15 protein-coding genes are annotated in these 15,499 nt (G+C 70.0%); 13 read left to right on the top strand and 2 right to left on the bottom strand.

Annotated elements, in window-relative coordinates:
- Positions 1-20: 20 nt before the first annotated feature.
- Both ACFJGV_RS10330 and ACFJGV_RS10325 read left to right on the top strand, forming a co-directional pair.
- The gene (locus tag ACFJGV_RS10330; RefSeq protein WP_378143823.1) at positions 21-1,118 is read left to right on the top strand and encodes a zinc-binding dehydrogenase; all 1,098 of its coding nucleotides are present in this window, start codon (positions 21-23) and stop codon (positions 1,116-1,118) included.
- Between the two features lie 66 nt (positions 1,119-1,184).
- The gene (locus ACFJGV_RS10325) at positions 1,185-1,670 is read left to right on the top strand and encodes a pyridoxamine 5'-phosphate oxidase family protein (RefSeq protein ID WP_378143822.1); all 486 of its coding nucleotides are present in this window, start codon (positions 1,185-1,187) and stop codon (positions 1,668-1,670) included.
- A gap of 33 nt (positions 1,671-1,703) precedes the next feature.
- On the opposite strand, the gene ACFJGV_RS10320 is transcribed toward ACFJGV_RS10325, so the two are convergent.
- Positions 1,704-2,348 (bottom strand): GntR family transcriptional regulator, encoded by a 645-nt coding sequence (locus ACFJGV_RS10320; RefSeq protein ID WP_378143821.1) that lies wholly within the window; start codon positions 2,346-2,348, stop codon positions 1,704-1,706.
- A 169-nt stretch (positions 2,349-2,517) separates the two neighbouring features.
- Here ACFJGV_RS10320 and ACFJGV_RS10315 point away from each other — a divergent pair, with 169 nt between their 5' ends.
- The 11 genes from ACFJGV_RS10315 to ACFJGV_RS10265 all read left to right on the top strand — a co-directional run bounded on the left by ACFJGV_RS10315 (position 2,518) and on the right by ACFJGV_RS10265 (position 15,042).
- Positions 2,518-4,125 (top strand): ABC transporter substrate-binding protein, encoded by a 1,608-nt coding sequence (locus ACFJGV_RS10315; protein ID WP_378143819.1) that lies wholly within the window; start codon positions 2,518-2,520, stop codon positions 4,123-4,125.
- 79 nt (positions 4,126-4,204) lie between these two features.
- Positions 4,205-5,221: an ABC transporter ATP-binding protein gene (locus ACFJGV_RS10310; RefSeq protein ID WP_378143818.1), complete on the top strand. Its 1,017-nt coding sequence runs from the start codon at positions 4,205-4,207 to the stop codon at positions 5,219-5,221.
- The gene (locus tag ACFJGV_RS10305; protein WP_378143817.1) at positions 5,218-6,213 is read left to right on the top strand and encodes an ABC transporter ATP-binding protein; all 996 of its coding nucleotides are present in this window, start codon (positions 5,218-5,220) and stop codon (positions 6,211-6,213) included. Before ACFJGV_RS10310 ends, ACFJGV_RS10305 begins: the two co-directional genes overlap by 4 nt.
- Positions 6,210-7,136: an ABC transporter permease gene (locus tag ACFJGV_RS10300; protein ID WP_378143816.1), complete on the top strand. Its 927-nt coding sequence runs from the start codon at positions 6,210-6,212 to the stop codon at positions 7,134-7,136. The genes ACFJGV_RS10305 and ACFJGV_RS10300 overlap by 4 nt, the downstream gene beginning before the upstream one ends.
- A gap of 4 nt (positions 7,137-7,140) precedes the next feature.
- Entirely contained in the window at positions 7,141-8,073 is a 933-nt protein-coding gene (locus tag ACFJGV_RS10295; RefSeq protein ID WP_378143815.1) for an ABC transporter permease, read from the top strand.
- 72 nt (positions 8,074-8,145) lie between these two features.
- Complete coding sequence (locus tag ACFJGV_RS10290) at positions 8,146-9,312, top strand: Gfo/Idh/MocA family protein (RefSeq protein WP_378143814.1); 1,167 nt, start codon at positions 8,146-8,148, stop codon at positions 9,310-9,312.
- Positions 9,312-10,796 carry a TldD/PmbA family protein gene (locus ACFJGV_RS10285; RefSeq protein WP_378143812.1) on the top strand — a complete coding sequence of 495 codons (1,485 nt, stop codon included), beginning with the start codon at positions 9,312-9,314 and terminating at the stop codon, positions 10,794-10,796. Before ACFJGV_RS10290 ends, ACFJGV_RS10285 begins: the two co-directional genes overlap by 1 nt.
- Positions 10,793-12,229 carry a TldD/PmbA family protein gene (locus ACFJGV_RS10280; RefSeq protein ID WP_378143811.1) on the top strand — a complete coding sequence of 479 codons (1,437 nt, stop codon included), beginning with the start codon at positions 10,793-10,795 and terminating at the stop codon, positions 12,227-12,229. The genes ACFJGV_RS10285 and ACFJGV_RS10280 overlap by 4 nt, the downstream gene beginning before the upstream one ends.
- Complete coding sequence (locus ACFJGV_RS10275; protein ID WP_378143809.1) at positions 12,229-13,122, top strand: DUF4438 domain-containing protein; 894 nt, start codon at positions 12,229-12,231, stop codon at positions 13,120-13,122. Before ACFJGV_RS10280 ends, ACFJGV_RS10275 begins: the two co-directional genes overlap by 1 nt.
- On the top strand, positions 13,115-14,014 hold the full coding sequence (locus ACFJGV_RS10270; RefSeq protein ID WP_378143808.1) for a DUF4438 domain-containing protein: 900 nt from the start codon (positions 13,115-13,117) through the stop codon (positions 14,012-14,014). The genes ACFJGV_RS10275 and ACFJGV_RS10270 overlap by 8 nt, the downstream gene beginning before the upstream one ends.
- Positions 14,011-15,042: a D-2-hydroxyacid dehydrogenase gene (locus ACFJGV_RS10265; protein WP_378143807.1), complete on the top strand. Its 1,032-nt coding sequence runs from the start codon at positions 14,011-14,013 to the stop codon at positions 15,040-15,042. Before ACFJGV_RS10270 ends, ACFJGV_RS10265 begins: the two co-directional genes overlap by 4 nt.
- On the opposite strand, the gene ACFJGV_RS10260 is transcribed toward ACFJGV_RS10265, so the two are convergent.
- On the bottom strand, positions 15,036-15,491 hold the full coding sequence (locus ACFJGV_RS10260) for a RidA family protein (RefSeq protein ID WP_378143806.1): 456 nt from the start codon (positions 15,489-15,491) through the stop codon (positions 15,036-15,038). The two genes, ACFJGV_RS10265 and ACFJGV_RS10260, sit on opposite strands and share 7 nt — an antisense overlap.
- Positions 15,492-15,499 lie beyond the last annotated feature (8 nt).

The following is a 15,499-nucleotide window of genomic DNA, read 5'->3' as shown; positions in this document are numbered from 1 at the left end:
CCCGAAGAGAGGAACACATCATGAGAGCTGCACTCGTCCGCGAGATCGGAGCGGGCTTCGTCGTGGAGGACGTCGCACTCGCCGATCCGGTCGGCCGCGAGGTGCTGATCGACGTGAAGGCGTCGGGCCTCTGTCACACCGATCTCACCATGTCCCGCCACGAGATGGGGAACCCTCTGCCCATGGTCCTCGGTCACGAGGTCGCCGGGGTCGTGCACGCCGTGGGGCCCGACGTGACCGAGTTCGCGGTGGGCGACCACGTCGTCGGCTGCCTCGTCCAGTCGTGCGGAAAGTGTGAGGCGTGCCTCACGGGGCGGACGTTCCAGTGCGAGCACCCGGAAGCCACCCTTCGCCACTCGGAGGATGAGCCGCGCGTCACGGACGGCGCGGGCCGGCGGGTGGAGCAGGTCTTCGGTCTCGGCGGGTTCGCGCAGCAGGCGCTCATCCACGAGAACCAGCTCGTCAAGGTGAGCGACGCGATCCCGTTCCCGCAGGCGGCGCTGCTCGGATGCGGCGTCGTCACCGGCGCCGGATCGGTGATCAACACGTCGAACACCCAGGCCGGCGACTCCGTCGTCATCGTGGGAGCCGGCGGCGTCGGCCTCAACGCGATCAACGGCGCCGTCATCGCGGGCGCGACCACGATCATCGCGGTCGACGTCGCCGACGACAAGCTCGAGAAGGCGAAGCGCTTCGGAGCGACTCACGCCGTCAACTCGACGAAGGTCGACCCGGTGGCCGCGGTGCTCGAGATCACCGGACGCGGCGCCGACGCGGCCTTCGACTTCGTCGGCATCCCCGCGGTGACGGCCTCCGCCCTCGAGATGATCCGCCCCGGCGGGGGCCTCTACCTGATCGGCATCATCGATCCGACCGCGACCCTGCCCCTGCTGACGATCGGGCTCATCGGCACCCAGAAGCGCATCCAGGGCGTCTACATGGGCTCCACCACGCCGAAGCACGACATCCCGCTCTACGCCGACCTCTACCTGCAGGGCCGCTTCAACCTCGACGACCTCATGTCCCGCGAGATCGCGCTCGACGGCGTGAACGAGGGCTACGACGCGCTGAAGGAGCCTGACGTCACCCGCGTGGTGATCACCTCCGGTCTCTCCTGAGATCACGATGCCGCTTCGGTCGGGACGGTTGTAGCGTCTGAGCACACCCCCCGATCGGAGCGCATCATGACCGACCACGACGACATCGAGACCCTCGCGGATCTCCTCGACGGCTTCCCCATCACGATGATCGTGACCCTGGATGACGACGGGAACCCCGTGTCGCAGCCGTTCGCGATGCAGCAGCAGCACCACCGCTTCGACGGTGACCTGTGGTTCCTCGTCAGCGTCGACTCGTCCACCGCCGGTCGGCTCGCCGAGCGGCCCGTCGTGAACCTCGCGTTCAGCGACCACGACTCGTGGGTCTCGCTCACCGGCCACGCCGAGCTCACCACGGAGCAGTCCTACATCGACGCGATGTGGGACACGAGCGTCGAGGCGTGGTTCCCGGGCGGCCGCGCGGACCCGGCCATCCGCGCCCTCCTCGTCCACGCCGACTCGGCCGAGTACTGGGACACCCCCGGATCCACGGTGGCCACCGTGTTCAGCCTGGTGAAGTCGAAGGTCACGGGCACGCCGATCGAGATCGACAACGAGAAGCTCGACCTCTGACGCCGAGCCGGGCTCACGCCGAGTGACGTCGGCTCAGGCCTTGGAAAGCCGCCCGTAGCCCGAACCGATGTGCGTCTCGATGAGGTCCTCGAAGTGAGCGGAGTGATCGACGAGGATGTCGTCGATCAGCGATCCGTGCTCCTGCACGATGATCTTGTGGTAGTCGTCGACCTTCACGCGCCGCGCGAGGAGGAACAGCGCGACCTGCCACTTGATCGCCGTCCAGGCCGTGTAGAGACGTGAGTGATCGGCGATCGTGAAGACCCGGTCGTGGAAGTCGAGGTCGAGCCGCACGAGCTTGGCCTTCTGGTCGCTCCGCACCGCCGCGGCCATCTCCTCGATGATCGCGCGTAGGCCGGCGATGTCGTCGGGCGTGGCCCGCTCGACGGCCCGAGACCACGCCAGCTTCTCCAGAGCGATGCGCAGCGTGGAGAGCTCGAGGAAGTCCTGCTGCGAGAGCGTGACGACCGACGCCCCTTTATAAGGGAGTGAGACGATCAGGCCCTCCTGCTCCAGATGGAGCAGCGCTTCGCGGACCGGTGCCCGGCTCACGCCCAGCGTGCTGGACAGGCTGACCTCGCTCAGACGCTCTCCTTGAACGAGCCTCCCCTCGAGGATGGCTTCGCGGAGTTCGTTGACGGCGGCCCCCGAGAGACCGGACCGAGCGAGTGCTTCCATGCGGTCAGAGTAGCGGACGACGCCTGCAAAAAAGTAGATTGTCGACAGTCGGCAGCTTTATGCTAGCGTGACCACATTCAGCAGTGTTGGTGACCCCGTCGGCTATCGATCTTCAGATTCCGACTCCCGATCGAGAGGCAAATCTGTGAAACGACTCCTACGAATCGCGGTGGTAGGCGCGGCGGTCGCGCTGGCCCTCACCGCCTGCGCACCGGCCGGCGGATCGTCGGGCGACAACGCCGCGGGCTCCTCGGACACCGCCCTCTACGGTGGCACCATCACCACCGCCGCGGCATCCGACCCCGAGACCTTCGACCCCGCCGTCTGCACCGGCGCCACCTGCTGGAACATCATGCGCATGGTGTTCGACCGTCTCTACGACTACGACGGCGACACCAGCAACCTGAAGCTGCAGGCGGCCGAGGACTTCCCGCAGGTCAGCGACGACGGGCTCACCTACACGATGAAGCTGAAGGAGGGTCTCACGTTCTCGAACGGGGCCCCCGTGACCGCCGCCGATGTGGCCTACTCGTACGCCCGCGTGCTCGACCCCGCCACCAAGGCCGGCCTCGCGGAGTTCTGGAAGGGCATCGCCGGAGCGGACGAGTACGAGGCGAACCCGACCGGGCTCCCCTCGGGCATCAAGGTGATCGACGACCTCACGCTCTCGGTCACGCTGAGCGCCCCGAATTCGGCCTTCAAGTACATCATGGCGATGCCGGCAGGCTCGATCATCCCCGAGGGCTCCGGCTCGACCGTGGCCACGGCTCCGATCGGCTCCGGCCCCTTCACGCTCGCCGACTTCACACCCGGCCAGCAGGTCATGCTCGACCGCAACCCGTCGTACTGGGACTCCCCGCGCCCCTACGCCGACCACGTGCACATGATCCTCGGCGTCGACCCCGACAACCAGGTGCTCATGCTCCAGAAGGGCGACATCGACCTGATGGGCAGCCCGATCCCCCCGGCGAAGTTCGTGCAGATCACCACGGACCCGAAGCTCAAGGATCAGATCATCTCGATCGACAAGCCGAGCACGTACTACCTGACGATGAACATGAACACGGCGCCGTTCGACAACCCGAAGGTGCGCGAGGCCATCTCCTACGCGTTCGACCGCGACTCGCTGCTGAAGCTCGTCAACGGTCAGGGCACGCCCGCGACCGAGTTCATCCCGCCGGGCGTCCTCGGCCACTCGGGTGACGATCTGACCCACGGCAAGGATGTCGACAAGGCCAAGCAGCTGCTGGCCGACGCCGGTTACCCGAACGGCTTCGACACGCAGATGTACGCCTGGAACGTGGCGCCCTTCTCTGCGCTCGCCCCGCAGATGCAGCAGGACCTGAAGGACATCGGCATCAACGTCGACCTGCAGACCCTGGCGCCCAACACCTTCGCCGAGCTGGCGGGGTCGGGCAAGGCACCGCTGGCGCTCACCTTCTGGGTGGCCGACTACCCGGAGGGCTCGGACTTCCTCCAGGCTCTGCTCTCGTGCGCGACCGCCGTCCCGCAGGGTCAGAACTTCGCCTACTACTGCAACGAGCAGATGGACAGCGACGTGCAGGAGGCGCTCGCGGCCAGCGACGAGAAGACCGCGGAGCAGAAGTACTCCGACGCCACCAAGGTCATGCTCGCCGACAACCCGGTCGTGCCGCTCTACTTCGGCACCAAGACCGAGATCCGCGGCACCGGCATCGGCGGGTACTACCCCCAGCCGATCTGGGCCTGGGACATGGCGTACTACTGGAAGACCGACGGCTCGGCCGAACGCCAGTAGCTCCGCCCGCGGGTGCGGTGCCGCCGTCATCGAACGGTGAACGGCAGCACCGCACCCGATCCTGCCCGAAGGAGAACGCATGACCGCCCTACTCGAGGTCACCGACCTCGTCGTCGACTTCCCGACATCGTCCGACGAGGTGTTCCACGCCGTCGACTCGGTCTCCTTCACCGTTCACGCGGGGGAGCGGGTCGGCATCGTCGGCGAGTCCGGCTCGGGCAAGTCGCTCACGTCGCAGGCGATCATGCGTCTCATCCCCTCCCCGGGCGAGATCGCCTCCGGCTCGGTGCGCTTCCAGGGCGAGGACGTGCTCGCCTTCTCGACGTCGAAGCTCCGTTCCTGGCGCGGCTCGCAGACGGCCATGGTGTTCCAGGACCCGATGTCGAGCCTCAACCCGCTCATGCGCATCGGCCGCCAGATCACAGAGACCCTTCAGGAGCACCTGGGCCTGTCGAAGGCGGAGAGCCGCACTCGCGCCATCGAGCTGCTGCAGCAGGTCGGCATCCCGGATGCGGAGGCCCGGCTCCGCGACTTCCCCGGCGCGTTCTCGGGCGGCATGCGGCAGCGCGTCTGCATCGCCATCGCCACAGCCTGCTCGCCGCGCCTCCTCATCGCCGACGAGCCGACCACCGCGCTCGACGTGACCGTGCAGGCCCAGGTGCTCGACCTGCTCGACACCCTGGCCACCGAGTCCGACACCGGAGTCATCCTGATCAGCCACGATCTCGGCGTCATCTCCAGCTTCTGCGACCGCATCCTCGTCATGTACGCGGGCCGGATCGTGGAGCAGGGCACCGCCGAGCAGATCGTCGGCGACCCGCAGCATCCGTACACCAAGGCGCTGCTCGAGTCGATCCTCAAGCTCGATCAGCCGGTGCCTCGTCGTCTCTCCTCGATCTCCGGCACACCGCCGGTCGCCGGTCGTCGCCCGAGCGGATGCTCGTTCGCACCGCGCTGCGCTCTCGCGGTCGACACCTGCTCCGCCATCGACCCCGCGCTCGTCCCGGCCGCGAACGGCTCCCCCGGACAGCTGGTCGCCTGCGGCGTGACCGCGCCGGCCGCGTTCGCCGCCGGCGAGGAGGTGACCGCAGCATGAGCGCCCCCCTCCTCGCGGTCGACGACCTCCACGTCACCTTCCGGCGCTCGGGCGGCCCGGGCCGCCGCAGCAGCTCGGTACGCGCCGTGCGCGGCGTGAGCTTCGAGTTGCAGGCCGGCCAGACCCTCGGCATCGCCGGCGAGTCGGGCTCGGGCAAGAGCACGATCGCCCGCACCCTCATGGGCATCAACAAGCCGGCCGGGGGTAGCATGCTCCTCGACGGCGTCGAGGTGACCAACCGGCGCGGGTCGTCGCTGGCCGCGTACCGGCGCACGATGCAGATGATCTTCCAGGACCCGTACGACTCGCTCGACCCGCGGATGACGGTGGGCGACACCCTGCTCGAGGCCGTCCGGCTGCGGAAGGACCGCGTGGCCGACCCTCGCGGCGAGGTGCGGGCCCTCCTCGAGAAGGTCGGCCTCTCGCGCAGCTTCGCCGACCGTCGCCCCCGCGAGCTCTCCGGCGGGCAGCGGCAGCGGGTCTCGATCGCCCGCGCCCTCAGCGTGGACCCGCGACTCATCCTCTGCGATGAGGCGGTGTCGGCCCTCGACGTGTCGGTGCGCGCGCAGGTGCTCAACCTCCTCAAGGACCTGCAGGAGGAGCTCGGCCTCGCCTACCTCTTCATCTCGCACGACCTCTCGACGCTCCGCTTCATGGCCGACCAGGTGGCGATCATGTACCTGGGCGAGATCGTCGAGATGGGCACGCGCGACGAGGTCTTCGAGCGGCCGCAGCATCCGTACACGCGCGCACTGCTCTCCGCGGTGCCCGAGCCGGTCGTGATCGACCGCACGGTGCGACTGCCCCGCGTCCGCCTCACGGGCGAGCCGCCGAGCCCGACCAACCCGCCCTCGGGCTGCAGCTTCCACCCGCGATGCCCGATGGCGCAGGAGGTGTGCCTCACCACGGCGCCCGCCGCCCGGGCGACCGCGAGCGGTCAGATCGCCGCCTGCCACTTCGCCGAGCCCGAGAAGGTGGTGGTCGCATCATGAGCGAGGCCATTCCCGCTGCTGCCGCCGTCGACGTGGAGACGCTCGGCGACAAGCCGATGCGCGCCAAGGAGGTCTGGCGGAGCCTCCGTCACGACCCCGCCGCGCTGATCTCGATCATCGTGCTCCTGCTGCTCGCGGTGATCGCCCTCCTGGCGCCGCTGCTCTCCCCGCACGACCCGCTCGCGACGTTCCCCGACACGGGACTCGGCCCGCAGGGGCAGCCGTTGCCGCCGGGCACGCCGGGATTCCTGCTCGGCACCGACGCCCTCGGTCGCGATCTGCTTTCGCGCCTGATCTACGGCGCCCGGGTCTCGCTGGTGATCGGCATCGTGGCGAACGGCCTGGCCACCGTGATGGGCGTGCTCGTCGGGGTGATCGCCGGCTACTTCGGCGGCGTGACCGAGTCGATCCTCATGAGGATCACCGACGTCGTCATCTCCTTCCCCATCCTCCTGCTCTGCACCGCCCTCATCGCGGTGACCACCCGCAGCACCGTCAACGTCATCATCGTGATCGCGCTGATCTACTGGACGACGCTCGCCCGCATCATCCGGGGCATGGTCATCTCGCTGAAGGAGCGCGAGTTCGTCGTGGCGTCGCGCACGCTCGGGCTCTCGCACCGCTCCATCATGTGGCGGCACATCCTGCCCCACCTGGTACCCGCGATCATCGTCTACACCACGCTCGGCGTCGCCTCGTCGATCCTCATCGAGAGCGCCCTGTCGTTCCTCGGCATCGGCGTGCCGATCCCGGAGGCGTCGTGGGGCCAGATGATCTCCGACGGCAGCACCTACTTCCAGATCGCGCCGTGGATGCTCTTCATCCCCGGGGTGTGCCTGATCGTGACCGTGATGGCGTTCAACCTCATCGGAGACTGGCTGTCCGACATGCTCAACTCCTCGTCCAGCTCGAGAGGTCGGTGACCGCATGATCTGGTGGATCCTCCGACGGCTCGGACAGATGGCCATCGTCCTCTTCGGCGTCGTCAGCCTCGCCTTCCTGCTCGTCTACGCCGTGCCGGCCGACCCTGCGACCACGCTCGCCGGGCCGAACGCCAGCGCCGCGACGATCGCGTCCATCCACGAGCAGCTGGGCCTCGACGCTCCGCTCTGGCAGCAGTACCTCGGGTTCATCGGCAGGCTGCTCACCGGCGACCTCGGCACCTCGTACGTGCTGCGCGAGACACCGGTGTTCGGCAGGATCATGGCGGCCCTGCCGACCACGCTCCTGGTCGCCGTCGGCGGCATCATCTGGCAGATCATCCTGGGAGTGCCCGCGGGCATCTACGCGGCCTACCACCGCGGCAGCTGGATCGACCGGCTCATCACCTTCATCTCGCTGATCGGACTCTCGGCTCCGCCGTTCTGGCTCGGGCTCCTCCTCATCTACTACTTCGCCTTCACCTGGGGGGTCTTCCCGCTCAACGGACTCGGCGATCCGGTGCTCTGGTACCTGGTGCTGCCCACGTTCACACTGGGGGCGGGCGGCGGCGCCTGGTACGCGCGGATGACACGCACCAACATGATCGAGACGCTCGACTCCCCCTTCGTGCGCATGGCGAGGGCCAAGGGCATGCCCGAGCGCGTCATCCTCTGGCGGCACAGCTTCCGGCACATCTCGATCCCGTTGCTGACCATGATCGGCCTCGACTTCGGCTACTTCCTCGGCGGCGTGGTGATCGTGGAGACCGTCTTCGGGCTCAACGGCATCGGCCGTCTCGCCTTCGACGCGATCTCGAACCTCGACACCCCGATGATCGTCGGCACCGTGCTCTTCGCCGCGATCTTCATCGTCGTCGTCAACTTCATCGTCGACCTCCTGTACTCGGTCATCGACCCCCGGGTCCGGCTCAACACCTGAGCCGTGGGCGTCAGCCCGACCGCGCATCCCCCTGTCTCATCTCGTCCCGTTCCCCCTCGAAGGAGATTCACCATGGACACCCCTCAACTCCGCGTGGCAGTCGTCGGCGCCGGCCGCTGGGCCGTGCAGTCGCACATCCCCGGATGGCAGCGCGATCCCCGGGTCGAGGTGGTGGCGCTCGCCGAGGTCGACGAGGACGCCCTCCGTTCGGCGTCGGAGAGGTTCGGTGTCGCCCGCGCTGTCACCGACTACCGTGAGCTGCTCGACGACCCCGACATCGACGTCATCGACGTGGCCACCGGCAACGCCATGCACTTCGAGATCTCGATGGCCGCGATCGAGGCCGGCAAGCACGTGCTCTGCGAGAAGCCGGTCAACAGCGACTACCGCGAGACGCGCCGTGCGGCCGAGCTCGCCGCCTCGAAGGGACTGAAGACCAAGCTCGGCTTCACCTTCCGCTTCGCCCCGGCCATCCAGTACGCCAAGCACCTCATCGACACCGGCTGGATCGGCGAGCCGTACATGTTCAACGGCTACGAGCAGAACAGCCAGTGGCTCGACCCCCAGACCCCGCTGCGACAGGTCGACGCGGAGGCGGACCCCGACGTGATCGCCGTCTCGTCGATCGAGGGCTACGGCGCCCCGATCATCGACATCATGCACTGGTGGCTCGACGCCCCGATGACCTCGGTGGTCGGCACCATGCGCAACTTCGTGCCCGAGCGCATGGTCCGCGACACCGGTCGGATGCAGCGGATGAACCTCGACGACGGCGACATGTGGATCGCGGAGTTCGAGAAGAACCGACTCGGCAGCATCCAGTCCTCCTACGTCACGGTCGGCAACTTCCCCGGCATCGAGGCGCGCATCTACGGCTCCGAGGGCGCGATCATCGTGCGCCTCGTCGAGGAGGCGGGCATCTGCCAGACCATCAAGGTCGCCAAGAAGGACTCGGTGGAGTTCGTGGAGATCGAGATCCCCCAGGAGTACTTCCCGGAGGGCGGCGCGTCGACCGAGCCGTGGCCGTTCCTGTTCTACTCCAACCTGGTCAAGGACTTCACCACCGAGATCCTCAGCGGCGAGCCGATGAACCAGGGCGACTTCGGCCAGGGCGCCCTCGTGCAGGAGACCATCAACGCGTTCGAGCGGTCGTTCCGCACCCGCGCCTGGTGCGACTTCCCGCTCGAGGCCCCGGCCGCCGGTGAGCCGAACGCGTCCGACGCGGAGCGCGTCGCCTGATGACGGCTCACGAATGGGGTGACCTGAGCGACGACGTCGCGGCGGCGGCCATGCTCGCCGAGGCGCTCGACGCCGTCCAGGTCCGCGGCGTCAGCTACGCCGACGCGCGCCTCATCGAGGCCGAGGAGCTGCGTCTCTACTCGACCCTCGAGGCCGGCGTCGACGAGCGGGTCGAGAACAACCTCGGCATCGGCATCCGGGTGCTCTACAACGGCAGCTGGGGCTTCGCGTCGCTGCCCGTCTGGTCGAGCGCCGACATCCGCACCGCTGCCGAGCGCGCACTCGCCAACGCGCGGGCCGCCGACTCGGTGAGCGGCGCGTACCGCACCGAGCTGCCCCCGCTGCCGCCCGCGAGCGGTCGCTACCAGACCGAGGTCGTCGTCGATCCGTTCGGCGTCAGCGCCTCGGCGCGATACGAGCTGCTGGCCGCGGTGCTCTCCGCGGCCAGCGCTCCGACCGAGATCGTGACGGCGCAGGCCGGGCTCAACGCCAAGCGCCAGCACCGGCACTTCGCCAGCACGGAGGGCTCGGTCCAGCACCAGCACTTCATCGAGAGCGGCGCGATGGCGCTCGTGAACGCCGCGGGCAACGGCACGCTCCAGCGCCGCTCCTTCCCGAACTCGTTCCACGGCAACACCGCTCAGGCGGGCTGGGAGTACGTGGAGGGTCTCCGGATGGTCGAGGAGGCCGACCGGATCGGCCGCGAGGCCGTCGAGCTGCTCACCGCACCTCTCGCGCCCAGCGGATACGCCGACTTCATCATCGGCCCGGCGCAGATGGCGCTCCAGATCCACGAGTCGACCGGTCACGCCCTCGAGCTCGACCGCATCCTCGGCGACGAGGCGAACTACGCCGGGACCTCCTTCATCACGAAGGATGCCGCCGGCTCGATGAGGTACGGCTCGCCGGCGGTGAACATCACCTCCGACCCCACCGTGCCCGGCACCCGCGGCTCGTTCGGGTTCGACGACGAGGGCGTGCCCGCGACGCGGCAGCCGCTGATCACCGAGGGGATCATCCAGAACTTCCTCTCGACCCGCGACTCCGCCGCGCGGATCGGCGCGGACTCGACCGGAGCCGCCCGCTCCGACGGCTGGGGCTACCTGCCCGTCTGCTTCTCGACGAACGTCTTCCTCGAGCCTGGTGAGGGCTCGACGGAGGAGCTCGAGGACCGCCTGGGCGACGGCTTCTACATCGACGACAACCGCAGCTGGTCGATCGACGAGCGCCGCCACGACTTCCAGTTCGGCACCGAGGTGGCGTACGAGGTGAAGAACGGCCGCCGAGGTCGTCTGCTGCGGGGCTTCTCCTACGGGGGGACCACGCCGCAGTTCTGGCAGTCGGTGGAGGCCGTGGCCGGGCCCGAGGAGTTCAAGGCGTTCGGCATGCCGTGCGGCAAGGGCGAGCCGAAGCAGTGGGGCTTTCTCGGGCACGGGGCGTCGCCGACGCTCGTGCGCGACGTTCGGATCGGAGTGGACAGATGACGGATTCGACCCTCGACAGCCGGGAGGGGGCCTTCGCGCCCCTGCTCGACCACGACCAGGCCACCGGCGCGCTGGAGTCGGCGCTCGCCGCGGCGCCGGCCGACCGTGTGGAGGCCTTCATCACCTCCCGTACGGGTGACTTCACCCGCTTCGCCGGATCCCGCGTGCACCAGAGCCAGGCGATCGCCGAGGTGCAGATCATGGTGCGCGCCGAGGTCGACGGGCGCGTGTCACGCGCCGCGGCGAGCTCGTTCGAGAGCCTGCAGGATGCGGTCGCCCGCGCCTGCCGCTCCGCCTCCGAGCAGGCCGCGGCCGGGGTGGCCCCCGCGCCCGAGCGGACGCCGCTGCCCCAGCCCGGCTCGGAGCCGGGCACCGCGGAGGTCGATCCTGCGCGCCTCTGGGGAGACGACACCGCCGCGTGGTCGGTCGCCGACCACGCGCGCCTCGCCGATCGGGCGATGGCCGAGGCCCACGGCCTCGGCGGTGAGGCGGCCGGGATGTTCGGCCGCGCGGTCACCGAGGTGGCCTTCCACGACCGGGAGTCCGGGCTCAGCCGCTACGCGGCCGCCTCGGAGGCGCAGGGTTCGCTCACCGTCCGCATCGAGGACGGCTCCTCGCACTGGAAGGACCTGTCGCGCTTCTCCAGCCGACTGGGTGTCGAGGCCGCCATCGACCGCACGCTCTCGGAGGCCTCCCGCACCCGAGGGCGCGCGAAGCTCGAGCCCGGGGAGTACGACGTCGTCCTCGGCCCCCTCGCCGCGGGCGAGCTGCTCGACTTCTTCGGGGCATTCGGATTCACCGGCTCGGCGCTCGGCGCCGGCGTCGGGACCGTCGCCACCCATCGGGGCCAGCAGGTCGCCTCTCCGCTGGTGTCGGTGCACGACGACGCGACCCAGGACATCGGACTGCCGTTCCCGTTCGACTTCCAGGGCGTCACGAAGCGCGACGTCCCGCTGATCGCCGACGGCGTCGCCCGCGACGTCGTCACGGATCGCGAGACCGCGCACGTCCTCGGCACCGCCTCCACGGGCAACTTCCACATCGCGCGAGAGGAGGCGCCGCACGCCATCCCGATGAACGTCGTGCTGCGGAGCGCTCAGGCGACCGAGGAGGAGCTCATCGCCGGCATCGAGGACGGCGTCTACCTCCAGCGCTTCTGGTACACCCGGACCGTCGACCCGGTGAGGACCACCATCACGGGTGTGACCCGTGACGCGTGCTTCCTCATCAAGAACGGCCGCATCGTGGGCCCGGTCGAGTCGATGCGCTTCACCATGAGCGTGCTCGACGCGCTCGCGCGGGTCGACGGCGTCGGCCGCGACTCGCTCAGCCAGCCCCTGATGAACGTCTTCAACGGCTCCGCCTCCGCCCCGGCGATCCGTGTCCGCGGCTTCTCGCTGGGCACCGCCCCCGTCATGAGAGGACGCTCCTGATGCCGCTGCGCACCAACGCCGACAGGCTGGTGACCCAGATCCTCACTGGAGAGGTGTGGCCGCCGCAGGCCGATCGCCACGGCTACCGGGTCGACCCCGATGGGCATCCGTTCCTGCTCCCGGGCATGGGCGGTGTGACCATGGCCGCGCACATCGGAGAGGCGGCCACAGGCTTTGCGAGCGATCACCTCGAACCGGGGCTGTCCATCCGTCACCGTGACGAGGGCGCGAACTTCGCGCTGCAGTTCCTCACCTGCGTGGGCAACACGGTGACCGTGCGCTCCGGCCCCGCCGCCGGTGCCCGCGGTGTCGTGCTCGGCCAGCACGCGTACGTCCTGGCCGACTTCGCCGACGAGGACCTGCGCGAGATCACCACCGGCGACGCCGTGAGCGTCGAGGCGGTCGGCCAGGGCCTCGCCCTCCTCGACCATCCGGAGATCCGCGTCAAGAACCTGGCGCCGTCGCTCGTCGACCGGCTCCCGTTCCGGACCGCCGACGACGGCACGCTGCACGTCGAGGTGGCCGCGCGGGTCCCCGCCGCGGCCGCCGGAGCGGGCGGCGGGATGCTCTCGGAGTTCGCGAACACCGACCTCATGGGCGCCTACCCCGGCCTCTCCGAGGACCTCTCTCTGGGCCTGGAGTCGCTGCGCATCGGCGACATCGTGCTGCTGGAGGATCAGGACCACTCCTACGGGCGCGGCTACCGCCCGGGCTGGGTGACCGTCGGCGTGATCTCGACCGGCGAGTGCCGGCTCTTCGGTCACGGTCCCGGCCCCTCCACGCTGCTGTCGGGCCCGGCATCCGCGTTCTCGATCGAGGTGCGCGACAGCGCGAACCTCGCGGCGGCGCTCGCCGCGCCGTCCCGCTCGACCCAGGAGGACACCCGTGCCTGACCTCGTGATGAACAACCTGCTCGGCATCGTCGAGCACGCCGCCCTCACGCCGATGGTGGCGTACCGCATCGACCGCGACGGGCACCCGTACGTGCCCACGGGTGACGGCGGGGTCGTGCTCGGCGTGCGCCTCGGCGACTCGGTGTTCGCGACCGACGGCGACCACGTCGCCGCCGGGGTGACCCTGGTGCATCCCGACCCCGCCGCCCGGTTCGGCCTCACCGCGTTCTCGTGCCTCGGCAACGAGGTCGTGGTGCGCTCGGGTGCGGCCATCGGTGCCGTCGGGCGTGTGACCGGCAAGCGGGGCGAGAGCGGTCGCGTGATCGTCACGTTCTCCGACGACGTGCTGGCGCGGATGCTGCCGGGCGATCGGGTGACCGTCCGCTCCGTCGGGCAGGGCTTCCAACCCGCAGGCATGCCCGCCGAGGTCGCCGTGCTCAACGTCGACCCCGCCCTCTTCGACCTTCTCCCCATCGACGGCGCCTCGGGCGCGGCGACCGTGACGGTCTCCGGTGTGCTGCCCAGCGCGGTGTGCGGCAACGGCATCGGTCGTCCGGCGCAGATGTGGGACGTCGATCTCGCGGTCGTGGCCGACTCGCCCGATCTCGGTGGCGCCGACATGCGCCTCGGCGAGCTCTGGGCCGTGGCCGACCTGGATGTGCGGCACAACATGGGCTACCGCGGCGGCTGGATGACGGTCGGCGTGATCTGCCACGGCGGGTCGCCGCAGCCCGGTCATGGGCCCGGCCTGGTACCCCTGCTGACCGGACCGGCGGACCTGCTGCGGCCGCTCGTCGACCCCGCGGCGGGACCGGCGATCAGCGACGAGGTCCTCGAGGCCCTCGCGGCTGAGGGGACCGCGTCGGCCACCGCGACGGGAGGCGACCAGTGACCGAGCCGCTCACCATCCTCATCTCCACCTACCTCGAACCGGAGCTGGTGGCCGAGATCGCCGCGGCCTCGCCTGGCGACACCGTGCTCTACCAGCCCGAGCTGATGCCTGCTCCGCGCTACGTCTCCGACCACGGCGGCGTCGCTCCCGAGCTCGACGATGCCGCCGTGGAGCGATGGCTCGGGATGCTCCGCCAGGCCGACGTCGCGTTCGACTTCGACTGGCGCGACCCGGCCGCGCTGCCGACCACGGCGCCTCGCCTGAAGTGGGTGCAGGCCACCAGCGCCGGCATCGGCGGGTTCATGGCCCGCACCGGCCTCGATCGCAGCGGCATCACGGCCACCACCGCCGGGGGCGTGCACGCGGTGCCGCTCGCCGAGTTCGCCCTCACGGGCGCGCTGCACTTCGTGAAGGGGGTGCCGCACCTACGGTCCCAGCAGGCGGCCCATCGGTGGGAGCGCTACACCACCCGCCAGCTGGCCGGCCTGAATGTCACCGTCGTGGGCGTCGGCGGCATGGGCAGCAACGTCGTCGCCGTGTTCGACGCCCTCGGGGCGCACGTCACCGCGGTCGGACGCCCCGGCGGCAGCTACTCGCTCGCCCCCTCCGTGCGGGTGGCCGACACCGACGGGCTGCACGACGTGCTCCCCGGCACTGACGTGCTCGTGCTGTGCACCGCCCTCACCGCCGCCACGGACGGGCTCATCGGCCCCGACGAGCTGGCGCTGCTGCCCCGTGACGCTGTGCTGGTGAACATCTCGCGCGGCCAGGTGGTCGACGAGGAGGCGCTGATCGAGGCGCTGACGGAGGGTCGCCTGCTCGGCGCGGCGCTCGATGTCGTGGCGCACGAGCCGCTCCCGGCGGACTCACCGTTGTGGGACCTGGACAACGTCCTCCTCTCGCCCCACTCGGCCTCGACGGTCGCGAGCGAGAACCGCACCCTCACCGAGCTCTTCAACGAGAACCTCCGGCGCTTCCGCGCGGGGGAGCCGCTGAAGAACCTCTACGACAGCGAGCGAGGCTACTGAGCGGATGCCCCGGCGGGTGCCTGGCGGTGGGTCGCCGTCAGCTGCACCTCGACCGGGGCGCCGCCCGGCAGCGACGCGACCCCGACCGCGGCGCGGACCGGCAGCGTCGTCCCCGGCATCCGCTCGGACACGACCGCGCTGGCCGCGTCGGCGATGCGACTGTGCGCGGTGTAGTCGGGTGCGGCCGCCACGAAGACGGTGAGCGACACCACCTCGTCGAGCACACGGTCGGCCGACAGCGCGGAGCGCGCGGCGTCGAGGGCGCGCTCGGTGGCCAGCGCCGCCAGACGGCCGCCGTCGGCGTCGGTGATCCCCTCGCCCAGTCGGCCCGCGGCGACGAGTGCGCCGTCGGCTGCACGCGGTGTCATGCCCGCCGTGAGCACCAGGTCGCCCACGACGCGGGCGACCCGGTAGCTGCCCGCCGGCGTCGGGGTGCTCTCGATGCTCATGGTCGGAG

It is taken from the genome of Cnuibacter sp. UC19_7 (assembly GCF_042699995.1).
In the GTDB taxonomy this organism is placed as follows: Bacteria; Actinomycetota; Actinomycetes; order Actinomycetales; family Microbacteriaceae; genus Cnuibacter.
Note: the sequence above shows the minus strand (reverse complement) of the source record. Positions and strands in the feature narration are given on the sequence as shown.

Coding starts and splice junctions, on each gene's coding strand:
- ACFJGV_RS10275 (WP_378143809.1), top strand. CDS start 12,229: ATGCCGCTGCGCACCAACGCCGACAGGCTGGTGACCCAGATCCTCACT.
- ACFJGV_RS10290 (WP_378143814.1), top strand. CDS start 8,146: ATGGACACCCCTCAACTCCGCGTGGCAGTCGTCGGCGCCGGCCGCTGG.
- ACFJGV_RS10300 (WP_378143816.1), top strand. CDS start 6,210: ATGAGCGAGGCCATTCCCGCTGCTGCCGCCGTCGACGTGGAGACGCTC.
- ACFJGV_RS10285 (WP_378143812.1), top strand. CDS start 9,312: ATGACGGCTCACGAATGGGGTGACCTGAGCGACGACGTCGCGGCGGCG.
- ACFJGV_RS10305 (WP_378143817.1), top strand. CDS start 5,218: ATGAGCGCCCCCCTCCTCGCGGTCGACGACCTCCACGTCACCTTCCGG.
- ACFJGV_RS10325 (WP_378143822.1), top strand. CDS start 1,185: ATGACCGACCACGACGACATCGAGACCCTCGCGGATCTCCTCGACGGC.
- ACFJGV_RS10310 (WP_378143818.1), top strand. CDS start 4,205: ATGACCGCCCTACTCGAGGTCACCGACCTCGTCGTCGACTTCCCGACA.
- ACFJGV_RS10320 (WP_378143821.1), bottom strand. CDS start 2,348: ATGGAAGCACTCGCTCGGTCCGGTCTCTCGGGGGCCGCCGTCAACGAA.
- ACFJGV_RS10260 (WP_378143806.1), bottom strand. CDS start 15,491: ATGAGCATCGAGAGCACCCCGACGCCGGCGGGCAGCTACCGGGTCGCC.
- ACFJGV_RS10295 (WP_378143815.1), top strand. CDS start 7,141: ATGATCTGGTGGATCCTCCGACGGCTCGGACAGATGGCCATCGTCCTC.
- ACFJGV_RS10330 (WP_378143823.1), top strand. CDS start 21: ATGAGAGCTGCACTCGTCCGCGAGATCGGAGCGGGCTTCGTCGTGGAG.
- ACFJGV_RS10280 (WP_378143811.1), top strand. CDS start 10,793: ATGACGGATTCGACCCTCGACAGCCGGGAGGGGGCCTTCGCGCCCCTG.